This is a genomic window from Pseudomonas sp. GW822-FHT04H02 (genome assembly GCF_058800645.1).
Genome location: NZ_JBXAMM010000001.1, coordinates 932,793 through 947,972, shown reverse-complemented (window position 1 = coordinate 947,972; position 15,180 = coordinate 932,793). Strand labels below are relative to the sequence as shown.

Genomic DNA, 15,180 nt, shown 5'->3' with positions numbered 1-15,180 from the left:
TTTCGAGACTTGAGCAAGCCTCAAGGCCGCCTTCGCCGGCAAGCCGGCTCCTACGGTTATTTGTTGAGGTGCGCCAGGAGCAGATCGGCCACCGGGCCGCCGGACGCCGGGTTCTGCCCGGTGATCACCCGCTGATCCTCCACCGCGAACGGCGCCCAGGGTGCAGCGGCCTTCTGGTAAAGGGCACCGCGCTTGACCAGTTCGGTTTCCGTCAGGTAGGGCACGTACTGGTCCAGTTCGGCAAGTTTCTCCTCTTCATTGGAGAAACCGGTGACCTGCTTGCCGGCGATCAGCAGCCTACCGTCGCCCAGCTTGATGTTGAGCAAGCCCACCGCGCCATGGCACACCGAGCTGACATAGCCCCCCTGCTCATAGATCTCCCGGCTCAGGGCCTGCAGCTCCGGGTTATCGGGAAAATCCCAGACCACGCCGTGGCCACCGGCGTAATAGATCGCCACATAGTCCCCGGCCCTGACCTGGGAAGGCTTGAGGGTCGAGCCCAGGCGGCTCATGAAGGCGCTGTCCTGGTACCACTGCCAGTCGGTGTCGTCTGCCATGGCCAGGCTATGGGGGTCAATGGGTACGTAGCCCCCCTTGGGGCTGACGTAGTCCACCTCGAAGCCCGCCGCCTCGACCTTCTTCACGAAATGCACCGCCTCACCCAGCCACAGGCCAGTGGCGCGGGCCAGGTTGGGGTATTTGGCCACGCTGGTCAGGACCACCAGTATCTTCTTGCTCATGGGCATGCTCCTTGGCATTGGAAAACAGGGCAAGGCACGGCAATCAACTGAGCAACCGCAGCATGTTGCGGTGCCGGGCATCGAAAATCCGCGCCATGTAGGCGTTGACTATCAACCACTCCAAAGGTGCACCACCGATGGCCCTGTAGGTCACCCGGTCGGTGTACAGGGTGCCCCCTTCGGCGGCCTCGACCCGGTGCTCATGGCGAAAGGCCCGCAGCGGCCCCTTGAGCATCTCGTCGACAAAATGCCGATCGCCGACCTCACGTATAACCACCGTCCATTTCGCCGGTATGACACCGAACATCCAGTGCAGGAAGCTGAACTGGCGCCCGACACTGATGCGCAGGTCATTGATATCGAGGCCCCCCAAGGGCGTGACACGCTCGGGGAAAATCTTCGGAAAGTTGGCGCCTTCGAGGCAGAAATCCAGCACCTGCTGCGGGCTGTATCCGGCCAGGAAAGTCGTGCGTTCGACCACGGGCATTCTGGTTCATCCTTGCTGATTTTGTTGAGGAGGCACCCACAAAAACCTACAAACAACTTCATTAAAAACATATAACTCATTGTTTTTAATGGTTTTTATGCATATAAAAAATAGATCACTATAACCATACAAACTACATTGAAATAATCACAAAACACTTTAAGAAAGATTCGCCGACGCCCACCTTCAAAGGGCCGCCCGCCACGCACTGCCTGTCCACAGCCCGGCAGTGATCCTGTGCACAAAAACCAACGAATTAATCCTTTCGACTGGCTAAGCGAAGGTTAGCTGCTAGCGTCATCAGACAATTCCTACGGGTATTAGAGAGAAACACTATCAGTTGACCCACGGCTCAAGAAGTGCCGCTCGGTGACCGTTCGCAAAAGGATTGAACCTGCATGTCCAGAGCATTTTTTGCGCCCGCCGTCTGGGCCGTAGTCGCCCTGAGCTCATCGCTGCCGGCCCTGGCCGACAACGCGGAAACCGCCAACAAAAGCAACAACCCGCTGAACCTTGCACCCGGCCTCAACCTGCAGGATTACTACACCCCGCGCCTGTACGACAGCAATGCCCACACCAACGACACCCTGCTGCGGGGCACCCTGCCCATCGCCCCCTCGGATTTCATCGGCGTCCCCCAATTGCTGCGTGCCACCCTGCCGGTCAGTACCCGCCCCGATCCGCACCACGGCTACAGCACCGGCATCGGCGACCTCAACCTGTTCGATATCTTCCTGCTCAAGACCGACGGCGTGCAGCTGGGCATCGGCCCGCAGATCACCGCACCCACCGCCGAACAGGACGAACTGGGCACCGGCAAATGGCAGGCCGGGCTGGCCGCAGTGGCCATCGATGCCTCGCCCCGGGGCCTGCTGGGGGCCCTGGTGCAGTACCAGAGTTCATTTGCCGGCGACCATGACCGCGCCCATGTCGAAAGCGCCACCCTGCAGCCCTTCATCATCCACAACCTGCCCCGGGGCTGGTACCTGCGCTCCACCGGCACCTGGACCTTCGACCTGAAGAACAACACCCACTACATCCCCATCGGCCTGGGGGTGGGCAAGGCCTGGAAAGCCGGTGACAACATTCTCAACGCCTTCGTCGAGCCGCAGTGGACCGTGGAGCGCAAAGGCGACGGCATGCCCCAGTTCACCCTGTTCGCCGGGATCAATGTCACTTTCGGAAAATAAGGACGCGCCATGCAGCCACTACTGCGCACTGCCGGTTTCAGCCTGTTGCTCCTGGCCGCCAGTTGCGGGGTCGGCGCCCAGCCCGAGCCGCAGAACAGCCGCCTGACGGCGATCAAGATGGATGGCGAACTGCCGGCCCGGGCCGCCATTGCCGGGCTGTTTGCCGAGCTGGACTTCCAGCAGGCCACGCAAAGCTACCTGTGGGCCTTGCCGCTGGTGTCCTACGCCCAGTGGCAGGGGGAATTTCGCGACAAGCTGCACGCCGGCAATGGCGACCTGATGGTCCTGGAAAGCTACGAAGACAAGCTCGGGGTGATCACCGCCAACGCCACCACGCCCTACATCCTGGGTTTTGTCGACCTCAACCAGACCGGGCCGATGGTCGTCGAGCTGCCCCCCGGCCCCACCGCCGGTGGAGTCGGCGACTTCTGGCAACGGGCGATCACCGACATGGGCCAGACCGGCCCGGACCAGGGCAAGGGCGGCAAGTACCTGGTGCTGCCGCCGGGCCATCCGGAACCTTCCGACGCCGACCAGTACTACCTGGCCAAGTCGCAAACCATGAACGTGCTGCTGGGCTTTCGCGTGCTCGACCCGGACCCGGCCAAGGGCAAGGCGCTGGTGCAGCAATTCAAGATGTACCCCTACGCCCAGCGCGCGACGCCGCCGGCGACCCGCCTGATGTCCCCTGGCGGCAAGCCCTGGTCCGGCACCCAGCCGCGGGGCATGGCCTACTGGGAGCGCCTGCACCAGATCATCCAGCAGGAGCCGGTCAACGAGCGCGACCGCTTCTACATGGCCATGCTCGCCAGCCTCGGCATCGAGAAGGACAAGCCCTTCAACCCCAACGAGCACCAGCGCCAGGCCCTGGAACAGGGCGCGCGCATGGGTGAGCTGATCGCCCAGGCCAATACCTTCGCCAAGCGCTTCGCCGATGCCCAGTACTGGCCAGACCGGCAATGGGACAAGGTGCTGAACATCGCCGACCCGTCCCAGCGCGTAGCCTATTACGACCAGTTGTGGGAACGCAGCGCCTGGTTCTACGAAGCGGTCACCAACACCAAGGGCATGGTGTCCAAGACCCCGGGCCTGGGCCAGACCTACCTCGGCGCCTACACCGACCACAACGGCCAGTGGCTGGACGGCGGCAAGCACTATCGCCTGCACCTGGGCAGCAACCCGCCGGCCAGGCAGTTCTGGTCGCTGACCGTCTACGACAGTGCCAGCCGCTGCCTGATCGACAACCCGCAGCGCAAGGCCGATCTGTCCTCGCGCCAGGACCTGAAGAAAAACCCCGACGGCTCCCTGGACCTGTATTTCGGCCCCAGCGCCCCCAAGGGCCTGGAAAGCAACTGGGTGCAGACCCTGCCGGGCAAGCACTGGTTCAGCTACTTCCGGCTCTACGCCCCCACCGAGGCCTACTTCGACAAGCGCTGGAAACTCGATGACATCACCCTGGTGCAGTAACGCCTGCCCCCCTGACTTTGGCGCAAGGATTCGAACGATGATCATCAAGGCTGTGATGCCCGGCTTGCTCGGGGTCTTGACGCTGGCCCTCAGCGGCCCGTCCCTGGGCGCCTTCAGCGCGACCGCGGAGCAGGCCCGGGGTATCGCCAAGCAGGCGTACCTCTACGGCTTTCCGGTGGTGGAGATGTACAAGACCCTCTACACCCAGGCCGTGGATCAGGGGGGGCCCAACTTCAAGGCACCGTTCAACCGCATCGGCGGTACCGCCCAGGTCTTCAGCCCCAAGGACACGGCCTTCGTCACCCCCAACTCGGACACCCCCTACTCCTTCGCCTGGCTCGACCTGCGGGCCGAACCCCAGGTACTGAGCCTGCCGGCCATCGATGCCCAGCGCTACTACTCGGTGCAGTTGATCGACCTCTACACCCAGAACTTCGACTACCTGGGCACCCGCAGCACCGGCAACCAGGGCGGCCACTACCTGATCGCCGGGCCTGACTGGCAAGGCCCCACGCCAGCCGGTATCGACAAGGTGCTGCACAGTGAAAGCAACATCGTCTACGCCCTGTACCGCACCCAATTGCTCGATGAAAAAGACCTGGAGCAGGTGCAGAAGATCCAGCAGAGCTACCAGGTCCAGGCGCTGAGCCAGTTCCTCGGCCGGCCGCCGCCCCCGGCGCCGGCAGCGATCCACTGGCCCCCGCCCACTGCCACCATGAGCGACAGCCCGGAACTGTTCGGCTACCTGAACTTCATGCTGGCCTTCGCCCAGCCCCAGCCCGAGGAAAAGGACCTGCTGGCACGCCTGGCCAGCATCGGCATCATTCCCGGCCAGCCCTTCCCCCTCAAAGAGCTGGGCAGCGCGCAAAAGCAGGCCCTGGAAGACGGCATCAGCGACGGCAAGGCCGAATTCGCCGCCTTCAAGAAAGAACAGGTCGATACCCACAAGATCACCAGTGGCGACCTGTTCGGCAGCCGCCAGCACCTGCAGGACAACTACCTGTACCGCTACGCCGGGGCCAACATGGGGATCTTCGGCAACTCCGCCGAAGAGGCCAGCTATATCGGCTACTTCGTCGATGACCAGGGCCAGCCGCTCAACGCCGGCCAGCACCGCTACCGCCTGCACTTCGCCAAGGGCCAGTTGCCGCCGGCCAATGCCTTCTGGTCGCTGACGATGTACGACGGCAAGAGCAAGCTGCTGGTGGCCAACCCGCTGCAACGCTACCTGATCAACTCACGCATGCTGCCCTCGCTGAAAACCGACGCCGACGGCGGCCTGACCCTCCATGTGCAGCACCAGCCGCCGGCCAAGGAGCTGCAAAGCAACTGGTTGCCGGCCCCCGACGGCCCCTTCTACGGGGTGCTGCGGATCTACCTGCCCAAACCCGACGTCAGCAACGGCCAGTGGAAGATGCCGCCGCTGACGCCGGTCGCCCCTGAACAACAATAAGCGGAGCCCGTCATGCCCAGCCCTTCGCCCCTGCGTTCATCCCTGGCCCTTTGCCTGCTGGCGGCCAGCCCCTTGCTGCATGCCGCCGAAGGCGGGGTCGGCCGGCCCATCACCGGCCAGCAGATCTACTCCAATGCCGGGATCATCCCCCCGGAACCGGGCTGGGTGATGTCCCTGACCAGCATCTACTACGACGGCGAGCTCAAGGGCAGCGGCCAGGTGCCGATCATCGGCGATCTCAGCTCGGGGCTGAAAATGAAGGTGTCCTACACCATGGGCAACTTCACCCGGGTCTGGGACACCGGCAAGGGCCGCTGGAACTACGCCTCGGCCATCGGCGTGCCGGTGCAGTACACCGACATCCAGGCCAGCCTCACCGGCCCCCGCGGGCGCACGGTGGGTACCCAGGACAGCGGCACCCAGTTCGCCGACCTGCTGGTCACGCCGATCGCCGCCGGCTACCACATCAACGAGCGCGACCATATCGCCCTGTCGCTGCCGATCTACGTGCCCACCGGGGCCTACAACGACAACCGCCTGGCCAACCCCGGGCAGAACAACTACACCTTCATGCCGACCATCGCCTTCACCCATCTGGACGGCAAGGGCGGCGAATTCAGCCTGATGGGCGCCCTGGAGTTCTACACCCGCAACGACGCCGCCGACTACCGCAACGGCGACATCCTGCGCCTCGATGGCTTGTGGACCCACGGCTTCGGCAGCGGCTGGAACGCCGGGCTGGTGGTCGGTTACATCCAGCAGATCAGCGACGACCAGGGCCCCACCGCAGACAAACTCAACGGCTATCGCGGGCGCTCCGTGGGCGCCGGGCCAACCCTGGGCTGGAGCGGCAAGTTCGCCGATGCCCAGGCCAACATCAGCGCGCGCTGGATCCCCGAGTTCGACACCAAGAACCGCCCCGAGGGCAACGGCGTCAGCGTCAACCTGACCCTGGCCTTTTTCTGACAGGAGTGCGCCATGCCGCCTTATCCAAGGGTCCTTGTCGCCCTGCTCGGCCTGCTCTGGGCCGGTGCCCCGCTGCACGCCGCCGATGAGCTGGAACCTCGTGCCCTCGGCGCCCTGCAGCAGATGGGCAGCTACCTGCGCAGCCTGCGCGAGTTCGCGATCCAGGCCGACAGCGTCACCGACCAGTTGCTGGAAAGCGGCCAGGCCGTGGAGTTTCGCCACCACACCGAACTGCTGGCCCAGCGACCCGACAGGCTGCGGGTCAGTGTCGAAAGCCAGGGCGCGCGGCGCAGCCTGTACTACGACGGCGAAGCCTTCACCCTCTACGACAGCCGCGGCCCCTACTATGCCCGAGCCCCGGCGCCCGCCAGCATCGACGCTCTGGTACAGCGCCTGAGCGACAACTACGGCATCGAACTGCCCCTGGCGGACCTGTTCCGCTGGGACGCCGACACCGCGCAGAAGGTCGGCCTGACGTCGGCGCTGTACATCGCCAGCGAGACCCTGGGCGACCAGCGTTGCGCCCACTACGCCTTCCGCCAGAGCGACATCGACTGGCAGCTGTGGCTGCGCGAAGGGCCCCGGCCCTTGCCCTGCCGCCTGGTCATCAGCCGCCGCGACAGCCCCGAGCAGCCGCGCCACAGTGTCGATTACCGCTGGCAACTCAAGTCGGCGCCAAGTGCCGCAAGCTTCGCCTTCAAGCCCCCGGCCGGCGCCACGCAGGTGCCATTGCGGCGCCTGGAGCGCAGCGCAGCACAGGGGGAGGTACAGCCATGAAGCGCAATCACTGGTTGCTGTACAGCGTCCTGACCCTTGGCCTGCTGCAAGTGTCCGCGGCCCAGGCCTGGCAATTGCGCGGCGGTGGCGGCGGTGCCCGCACCTTCGTCGTGCCCCACGGTGGGGGTGGGGGCGGCCCGGCGCCGAGGCCCATGCCCCAGCCGCGGCCGATGCCGCACCCCATGCCCCAGCCACCGCAACCGGGGCCGCATCCCGAGCCCCATCCCTATCCGCAGCCCCATCCCGGGCCAGGACCAGGGCCCGGCCCGCATCCTTATCCCGGCCCGGGCCCTGAGCCACACCCCTATCCAGGGCCAGGGCCCCAGCCTTATCCGGGGCCGCCCGGGCCACCGCCACCACCACCCGATCACGGCGACGACTGGTACCACCCCTGGGCCGCAGCGGCGGTGGTCGGCGCCACCACCGCCGCGGCATTCGCCATCGGCACCCAGGTCGACAGCGTGCCGCCGGACTGCGTTTCGGTGGTGGCCAGCGGCGTGGCCTACCAACACTGCGGCAACACCTGGTACCAGCCGCAATACATCGGCGGCAGCCTGCGCTACGTGGTCGTGGCGGCCCCCTGGTAATGGCTATGCACAAGGAACCGAGCATGAGCGCACGTAACGATATACAGGCCCTGCAAGCCAGCATCAGCGAAGCGGTGCTGGGCCAGGAAGCGGTGATCCGGCAGATCGTCATCGGCCTGCTGGGCAACGGCCACCTGCTGCTGGAAAGCCTGCCCGGGCTGGCCAAGACCCGCACGGTCAAGGCCCTGGCCCGGCACCTGGAAGCCAGCATGCGGCGCATCCAGTTCACCCCCGACCTGCTGCCCTCGGACATCACCGGCGCCGAAGTGCTGCACCAGGAACAGGGGCAGAACCAGATCCGCTTCCAGCCCGGGCCGCTGTTCGGCAACCTGATCCTGGCGGACGAGATCAACCGCGCTCCGGCCAAGGTCCAGGCAGCGCTGCTGGAAGCCATGGAGGAACGGCAGATCACCGTGGCCGGCACCAGCCATGCCCTGCCCGAGCTGTTCATCGTCCTGGCGACCCAGAACCCCATCGAGCAGGAAGGCACCTACCCCCTGCCGGAAGCGCAGATGGACCGCTTCCTGATGAAGGTGCTGCTGGACTACCCCCAGCCCGAGGACGAAAGCCAGGTGCTGCGCCTGCTGCGCGCCGAGGAACAGGCCCTGGGCAGCGCCACGCCCGGGGTGCCGGGCTTTGCCTTGTCCCAGCAGGTGATCTTCGATGCCCGTCGCGAAGTCGGCGCGGTGGCCGTGGCCCCGGCCATCGACCGCTACCTGATCGACCTGGTCAACGCCACCCGCCACCCCGCCGACTATCACCCGGACCTGGGGCGCTGGATCGCCATCGGCGCCAGCCCCCGGGGCGGCATCGGCCTGGACCGCTGCGCCCGCGCCGATGCCTGGTTGCAGGGCGAGGATTTCGTCAGCCCGGACAACGTGCGCAGGGTGCTGCACCCGGTGCTGCGCCACCGCCTGCAACTGAGCTACGACGCGGTGGCCGACGGCGTCGGCGCCGACCAGGTGCTGGACCTGCTGCTCGACAGCGTGGCCATCCCGGCCTGAGGAGAACCGCCATGGCAACGCCACTGCACGAAGCCGACGGGCAGGTCTATGTCGCCCTGAGCCAGCTGATGGCCCTGGAGTTCCAGGCCCGTTCCCTGAGTTTTGTCGCCCGCCAGCCACAAGCCAGCATCCTCGCCGGCAACCACGCCTCGCGCCTGCGCGGGCGCGGCCTGAACTTCGACGAACTGCGCCGCTACCAGCCCGGCGACGATCTGCGTCACCTGGACTGGCGCGCCACCTTGCGCACCGGCAAGGCGGTGGTGCGTACCTTCACCGAAGAGCGCGACCGCCCGGCACTGATCCTGGTGGACCAGCGCATGTCGATGTTCTTCGGCTCGCGGCGGGCCTTCAAGTCGGCCCTGGCCGCAGAACTGGCGGCGCTGGCGGCGTGGATGGTGTTCCAGGCCGGTGACCGGATCGGCGGCCTGGTGTTCAACGACCAGGGCATCGACAGCCTCGCCCCGCTGCGTAGCCGCAAGCGGGTGGAAGCCCTGTGCAGCCGGATCGTCCAGCACAACCAGCAACTGCACGCCGGCAACCCCGACCATGAGGGCGACGCGCAGTTGGACCGGGTGCTGCAGCAATGCCTGAACCTCGCCGCCCACGACCATCTGGTCTGTATCGTCAGCGACTTCGCCGGCACCAGCCCGCGCACCCTGCAGTACCTGCGCCAACTGGCCCGGCACAACGACGTGATCGCCCTGCAGGTCTACGACCCCCTGGCCCTGGAACTGCCGCACAACGGCCGGCTGCTGGTGACCCAGGGCCAACTGCAAGTGGAACTGGCGGTGGAGCAGCGCCAGGTGCACCGGCCCCTGGGGGACTTCCTCAGTGGCCGGCTCAAGGACGTGGCCAGCCTGCTGCGCCGCAGCCAGGTACCGCTGATGATGTTCAGCACGGCCCAGGAGGCCCTGGGACAACTGCGCAGCGAGCTGGGCAGGCTGGGAACGCCGCGGCGATGAACCCGACCCTCCCCAGCATCGACCAGTTGCAGGAAATGCCCCTGCCACCACCGCCCGCCTACCTGCCGCAGACCTGGGGCTGGGCCGTGCTGCTGGCCCTGCTGCTGCTCGGCGCCCTGGCCTGGGGCGCCCGGCGCTACTGGCGCTGGCGCCGGGATGCCTATCGGCGCGAAGCGCTGGCACAACTGGCCCGGCTGCAAGCCAGCGACGAGCGCATCCATGCCCTGCGCGCCTTGCCCGAACTGCTCAAGCGCGTGGCCCTGTCCATGCCCCCCGCCCCCCACGCATCCCGTGGGCGCCGGCTTGCCGGGGAAGCCCTTGCCACAGCCACCCGCGCTTTCACGGGCAAGCCAGCGCCTGCAGGCCCGCGGGGGGTGGCGGGGCTGCGAGGGGCGGATTGGCAGGCCTTTCTGCAACAGCATTGCCCGCTACCGCTGCCCGATGACTTCAGCCAGCAACTGGCCCTGCTGGCCTACGCGCCCCAGGCGCAATTGCAGGCCATGTCGCCCGCACAGCAACAACAGCTGTTCGAGCAGTGCCGCACCTGGGTGGAGCAGCATCATGTGGCAGCTTGACTCTCCCTGGCTGTTGCTCCTGCTGCCGCTGCCCTGGTTCGGCTACCGCTGGCTGCCCGCCTACCGCGAGGCCCGCAGCGCGGTGCGGGTGCCGTTCTTCGCCGCCATGAGCCGCGCGGTCGGCCAGGCGCCGCAACCGTCCGGCAGCCGCCGCAACCGCGGGCAGTTGCTGCTCAACCTGCTGGTCTGGGCCCTGCTGGTGCTGGCGGTGGCGCGGCCGGTGTGGGTCGAGCCTCCCCTCGAACAGCAGCGGCCGGTACGCGACCTGATGCTCGCCATCGACCTCTCGCAATCGATGCAGACCCAGGATTTCAACGACGCCAACGGCCAGCGGATCGACCGTCTGAGCGCAGTGAAAGAAGTGGTCCAGGGCTTTATCCAGCGGCGCAAGGACGATCGCCTGGGGCTGATCGTGTTCGGCAGCGGCGCCTTTGCCCAGGCGCCCCTGACCCTGGACCACGCCAGCCTGAGCCTGCTGCTCGAAGACAGCGGGATCGGCATGGCCGGGCCCAACACCGCGATTGGCGACGCCATCGGCCTGGCGCTCAAGCTGCTGGAACAGGCCAATGAACCAGAAAAAGTGCTGATCCTGCTCACCGACGGCAACGACACCAGCAGCGCCATCACCCCACAACACGCCGCCGCCATGGCCGCAGCCAGAGGCGTAGTGATCCATACCATCGGCATCGGGGACCCCAGCGCCGAAGGTGAAGCCAAGGTCGACCTGTCGGCCCTGGAGCAGATCGCCCGGACCACCGGTGGCCGCTACTTCCGCGCCGAGGACCGCAGCGCCCTGGACCAGGTCTACGCCACCCTCGACCGCCTCACCCCCCATCAAGTGCAGACCCTGCGCCACCAGCCCAAGCGCGATTTGTTCCATTGGCCCCTGGGCGCGGCCCTGGGCCTGCTGGTGCTGTATCACCTGCTGGCCTGGCTGGCGCCGCGCCTGCGCCCGAGCCGGGTTCGCCCGCAGGAGGCCTGAAATGCAGATCAACCTCAGCGACCTGCACCTCCTGCGCCCACTGTGGCTGCTGCTGATCATTCCCGGGGCCTTGCTGCCCTGGCTCTGGCAGCGCCGGCATGACCTGCAGGCCCGCCTGCGGGGCACCATTGCCCCACACCTGCTGACGCACCTGCTGGTCACCCCGCAGGACTCCCAGCGCCTGCGGCCGGTGCATCTGCTCAGCGCGCTGCTGGTGCTGGGCGCCCTGGCCGCTGCCGGCCCCACCTGGGAACAGGACCGCCCGGATTTCCTGCACAACCGCGCACCGCTGATCATCGCCCTCGACCTGTCCCCCTCGATGAACGCCAGCGACCTGCCGCCCAGCCGCCTGGAGGCCGCCAAGCACAAGCTGCAGCAACTGGTGCAGCAACGCCGTGGCGCCCGCACCGGGCTGATCGCCTACGCCGGCAGCGCCCACCTGGTACTGCCGGCCAGCGACGACCCGGCCTTGCTCGACAGCTTCATCCAGGCCCTGGGCAGCGATCTGATCCAGCGCCCGGGCAAGGATGTGCTGGGGGTGATCCGGCAAGCCCAGCGCCTGCTCCAGGCCGAGCACAGCCCCGGCAGCCTGCTGCTGATCAGCGACGGCGCCGACACCTCGCAATTGGCGGCGATCAAACAGCAACTGGCCGACAGCCCCTTGCAGGTACTGATCCTCGCGGCCGGCAGCAGCGACGGCGGGATCATCCGCGACGCCAGCGGCCAGCCGCTCACCGACAGTGACGGCCGCCCGCAACTGGGGCGTTTCGACAGCGCCGCGCTCAAGCAACTGGCAGCCGCCAGCGACGCGCCCTTGGGCAGCCTGACCCTGAATGACGACGACCTGGACTGGGTGCAGTTGCATGCCCAGCAGCATTTCACCGCGGCCAGCGCCCCCGACCGGCAACTGCAATGGAAAGACGCCGGCTACTGGCTGTGCTGGCCACTGCTGCTGTTGGCGTTCTGCTGCGTGCGCCGCGGCTGGAGCCTGAACTGGCTGGGTGCCCTGCTGCTGGGCCTGGGCTTGAGCCTGCAAGCGCCGACGGCCCGGGCCAATACCTTGGCCGACGCCTTCTTCAGCGCCGACCAGCAAGGCCGCTGGGCCTTCGAACACGGCCACTACCCGGCCGCCGCCGCGCTGTTCACCGACCCCTACTGGAAAGGCATCGCGGCTTATAAAGCGGCGGACTTCGATCTGGCCCTGGCCAGCTTCGCCCGCCTGGACAGCGCCGCGGCGTATTTCTACCTGGGCAATATCCATGTGCGGCGCTTCAAGTTCGACGAGGCCATCGCCGCCTATCAGCAAGCCCTGAAGTTGCAGCCCCGGTTTGCCGAGGCCCGCGCCAACCTGGCCCTGGCCCAGGCGCTGAAAAAAGACACCGAGAGCGCGCAGCAGAACGCCCCCGAGGTCAAGCCCGATGCCATCAAGTTCGACAAGCCTGCGGGCAAGGGCCAGAGCAAGAAGGTCGAGACCCAGCAGGCCGCCAGCGACGAGCTTTGGCTGCAGAACCTCAGCACCTCCCCGGCGGCGTTCCTGCGGCAGAAGTTCAGCCTGCAGGATCTCGACAACACCACGCCGCAGGTGACGCCATGAACCCTGTAGCGCTGAGAGGGCTGTGGGCAATGGCGCTTGGGCTGATGCTCTGGGGCTGGCAGGCGCTGGCGGCAGAGCCGCAGTTGCGGGTGCAGGCCCAGTTGCAGCCCGATACCTCGGTGATGGTCGGGCAAACCCTGCAGTTGCAGGTCGATGTGCTGACCAATACCTGGTTCACCCAGGCCGCGACCCTGCCGGAGCTGCAACTGCCCGGGGCCCTGGTGCTGGCACCCGACGGCGAAGCCGAGCACTTGAACCAGACCCTCGACGGGCAGCCGTTCTTCGGCATGCGCTACCGCTACCGGATCACCCCGCAACAGGCCCGCTCGTTCCAGATCCCGCCCCTGGTGGTGCGCGCCACCCCGGCCCAGGCCAGCGCCGAACAGTCGGCGCAGACCCCGCCCCTGGCCTTCAGCGCCAGCCAGCCGCCGGGCTTCGCCCCGGGGGAAACGGTGCTGGTGGCCGATGATCTGCGCCTGACCCAGACCCTGCGCTTGTCCACGACACCAGCGGCGGTGGGCGACACCCTGGTCCGCGAACTGACCCTGCAGGCCGACGGCCCGCCGGGGTTGTCCCTGCCGCCGCCGCACACGGCCGCCGTGGCCGGCCTGGAGGCCTACCCGGTGGCCCCGCGCATCAGCAACCTGGATGACGGTCGCGGGCATATCAGCGGTGGCCAGCGCATCGATCGCCTGAGTTACAGGATCCAGCGCCCCGGGCACTACCAACTGCCGGCGCTGCGGATCAAATGGTGGAACAGCCAGGCGCATCGGGCCCAGGTCAGCGAGTTGCCGGCCTTGAGTTTCGAGGCCACGGCCGCCAGCCGCTATCAACCGGTGTTTTCCATCCGCGACGATCTCCAGGCCCTGGGCCGGCAAAACCCCTGGCGCATTTCCCAGTACCTGGTCGGCCTGGCCCTGCTGCTGGCGCTGGGCGTTGTGGCGCTGTACCTGGGCCGCCCCTGGTGGCAACGCGGGCAGCAGGCCTGGCAACACTGGCGGGCCGCCCGCCAGGCCGCCTGGGAGCGCTCTGCCGCCTGGGCCTGGGAACAGGTGCCGGGCCAGCTCAAGCAGCAGCCGCCGCAACTGGGTGCCCTGTACCTGTGGTGTCGGCGCAGCAGCGGCCGCCTCGATCTGGCCAGCCTGGGCCCGCGCCTGCGCGCCCTGCTGCAGGCCTGCTATGGCCCGGCGCCCCACGCCGGCGCGGCCCTGGAGCAACTGCGCCAGGCGCTGCCGGCGCTGCACGCCGAAGGTACGCCGCAAGCCCCTCCTCAAGGCCACGGCCTGCGCCCCCTCAACCCCCGTCACGAGAAGGATTTCCCATGACACTTCCAGCCCCCTGGCGCGTGCGCCACCTGCCCCTCCTGCTGCTGTTGCTGGCCGCCCCGCTGCTGGCCCTGGCCAACAGCGACCCCTTGCCCTCGTGGAAGGACGGCCCGAGCAAGCAGGGCATTCTCGCCTTCGTCCAGGCGGTGACCACCCAGGGCGGCCCGGACTACGTGAAACCCGCCGAGCGCATTGCCGTGTTCGACAACGACGGCACCCTGTGGAGCGAGCAGCCGGCCTATTTCGAGGTGCTGTTCGCCTTCGACGAAATCAAGCGCCTGGCGCCCCAGCACCCCGAGTGGAAGACCCGCCAGCCGTTCCAGGCCGTGCTCGAAGGTGATCACCAGGCCCTGGCCGCCAGCGGCATGCACGGCCTGCTGCAGATCATCGGCGCCACCCATACCGGCATCAGCAGCGAGGCCTTTATCGACAATGCCCGGCGCTGGCTGGCCGAGGCCCGCCACCCGAAGACCGGGCGGCCGTTCAACCAGATGATCTACCAGCCCATGCTGGAAATGCTCGACTACCTGCGCAGCCAGGATTTCAAGACCTACATCGTCTCCGGCGGCGACACCGCCTTCATGCGCGCCTTCGCCGAAAGCGCCTACGGCATCCCGCCGGAACAGGTGATCGGCAGCAACTTCGTCACCCAGTGGCAGTTCCAGGACGGCCAGCCGTCGATCCTGCGCACCGCCAAGCTGGCCCACAACGACGACGGCCCGGGCAAGCCGGAAAGCATCGACGGGATCATCGGCCGGCGCCCGCTGCTGGCCTTCGGCAACTCCGACGGCGACCTGCAGATGCTGCAGTGGACCGCCGCCGGCAGTGGCAAGCGGTTCATGGCCCTGGTGCACCACACCGACGCAGCGCGCGAGTGGGCCTACGACCGCAAGTCCCAGGTCGGGCGCCTGGACCAGGCCCTGGATCAAGCACAGCAGCACGGCTGGACGCTGGTGGACATGGCCGCCGAATGGCGGCGGATCTACCCCTTCGAGCCCCTGGCACCCGAGCAAGCGCAATGACCACAGGAGAAGCAACAACAGACGCAAGGCAGGACAGCACTCAACGTGG

General features: G+C 67.2%; 15 protein-coding genes. 13 read left to right on the top strand and 2 right to left on the bottom strand.

Annotated elements, in window-relative coordinates:
* Positions 1-56 precede the first annotated feature (56 nt).
* Both AC1RMG_RS04470 and AC1RMG_RS04465 read right to left on the bottom strand, forming a co-directional pair.
* On the bottom strand, positions 57-740 hold the full coding sequence (locus AC1RMG_RS04470) for a type 1 glutamine amidotransferase domain-containing protein (RefSeq protein WP_019095224.1): 684 nt from the start codon (positions 738-740) through the stop codon (positions 57-59).
* A gap of 43 nt (positions 741-783) precedes the next feature.
* Positions 784-1,227, bottom strand: coding sequence for an SRPBCC family protein (locus AC1RMG_RS04465; protein ID WP_493168494.1), 444 nt, complete (start codon positions 1,225-1,227; stop codon positions 784-786).
* A 398-nt stretch (positions 1,228-1,625) separates the two neighbouring features.
* Here AC1RMG_RS04465 and AC1RMG_RS04460 point away from each other — a divergent pair, with 398 nt between their 5' ends.
* The 13 genes from AC1RMG_RS04460 to AC1RMG_RS04400 are packed head-to-tail and all read left to right on the top strand — an operon-like array spanning position 1,626 to position 15,131.
* Positions 1,626-2,417 (top strand): hypothetical protein, encoded by a 792-nt coding sequence (locus AC1RMG_RS04460; protein WP_072441943.1) that lies wholly within the window; start codon positions 1,626-1,628, stop codon positions 2,415-2,417.
* 9 nt (positions 2,418-2,426) lie between these two features.
* Positions 2,427-3,884, top strand: coding sequence for a DUF1254 domain-containing protein (locus AC1RMG_RS04455; protein WP_493168491.1), 1,458 nt, complete (start codon positions 2,427-2,429; stop codon positions 3,882-3,884).
* A 55-nt stretch (positions 3,885-3,939) separates the two neighbouring features.
* Positions 3,940-5,337: a DUF1254 domain-containing protein gene (locus AC1RMG_RS04450; RefSeq protein ID WP_493168766.1), complete on the top strand. Its 1,398-nt coding sequence runs from the start codon at positions 3,940-3,942 to the stop codon at positions 5,335-5,337.
* Positions 5,338-5,349: 12 nt separating this feature from the next.
* Positions 5,350-6,303 (top strand): SphA family protein, encoded by a 954-nt coding sequence (locus tag AC1RMG_RS04445; RefSeq protein WP_011061142.1) that lies wholly within the window; start codon positions 5,350-5,352, stop codon positions 6,301-6,303.
* A 12-nt stretch (positions 6,304-6,315) separates the two neighbouring features.
* Positions 6,316-7,080, top strand: coding sequence for a DUF2092 domain-containing protein (locus AC1RMG_RS04440; protein WP_493168489.1), 765 nt, complete (start codon positions 6,316-6,318; stop codon positions 7,078-7,080).
* Positions 7,077-7,667: a hypothetical protein gene (locus AC1RMG_RS04435; protein WP_185070202.1), complete on the top strand. Its 591-nt coding sequence runs from the start codon at positions 7,077-7,079 to the stop codon at positions 7,665-7,667. The genes AC1RMG_RS04440 and AC1RMG_RS04435 overlap by 4 nt, the downstream gene beginning before the upstream one ends.
* A gap of 23 nt (positions 7,668-7,690) precedes the next feature.
* Positions 7,691-8,671, top strand: coding sequence for an AAA family ATPase (locus tag AC1RMG_RS04430; protein WP_072441949.1), 981 nt, complete (start codon positions 7,691-7,693; stop codon positions 8,669-8,671).
* A gap of 11 nt (positions 8,672-8,682) precedes the next feature.
* Positions 8,683-9,633 carry a DUF58 domain-containing protein gene (locus AC1RMG_RS04425; RefSeq protein WP_493168487.1) on the top strand — a complete coding sequence of 317 codons (951 nt, stop codon included), beginning with the start codon at positions 8,683-8,685 and terminating at the stop codon, positions 9,631-9,633.
* The gene (locus tag AC1RMG_RS04420) at positions 9,630-10,208 is read left to right on the top strand and encodes a DUF4381 domain-containing protein (protein WP_493168485.1); all 579 of its coding nucleotides are present in this window, start codon (positions 9,630-9,632) and stop codon (positions 10,206-10,208) included. The genes AC1RMG_RS04425 and AC1RMG_RS04420 overlap by 4 nt, the downstream gene beginning before the upstream one ends.
* Entirely contained in the window at positions 10,195-11,190 is a 996-nt protein-coding gene (locus AC1RMG_RS04415; RefSeq protein WP_103408118.1) for a vWA domain-containing protein, read from the top strand. The genes AC1RMG_RS04420 and AC1RMG_RS04415 overlap by 14 nt, the downstream gene beginning before the upstream one ends.
* Before the next feature lies 1 nt (position 11,191).
* Positions 11,192-12,784: a VWA domain-containing protein gene (locus AC1RMG_RS04410; protein ID WP_493168482.1), complete on the top strand. Its 1,593-nt coding sequence runs from the start codon at positions 11,192-11,194 to the stop codon at positions 12,782-12,784.
* Positions 12,781-14,109 (top strand): BatD family protein, encoded by a 1,329-nt coding sequence (locus tag AC1RMG_RS04405; RefSeq protein WP_493168480.1) that lies wholly within the window; start codon positions 12,781-12,783, stop codon positions 14,107-14,109. Before AC1RMG_RS04410 ends, AC1RMG_RS04405 begins: the two co-directional genes overlap by 4 nt.
* Positions 14,106-15,131, top strand: a complete 1,026-nt coding sequence (locus AC1RMG_RS04400; RefSeq protein ID WP_123430842.1) for an HAD family hydrolase — start codon at positions 14,106-14,108, stop codon at positions 15,129-15,131. Before AC1RMG_RS04405 ends, AC1RMG_RS04400 begins: the two co-directional genes overlap by 4 nt.
* Positions 15,132-15,180: the final 49 nt, after the last annotated feature.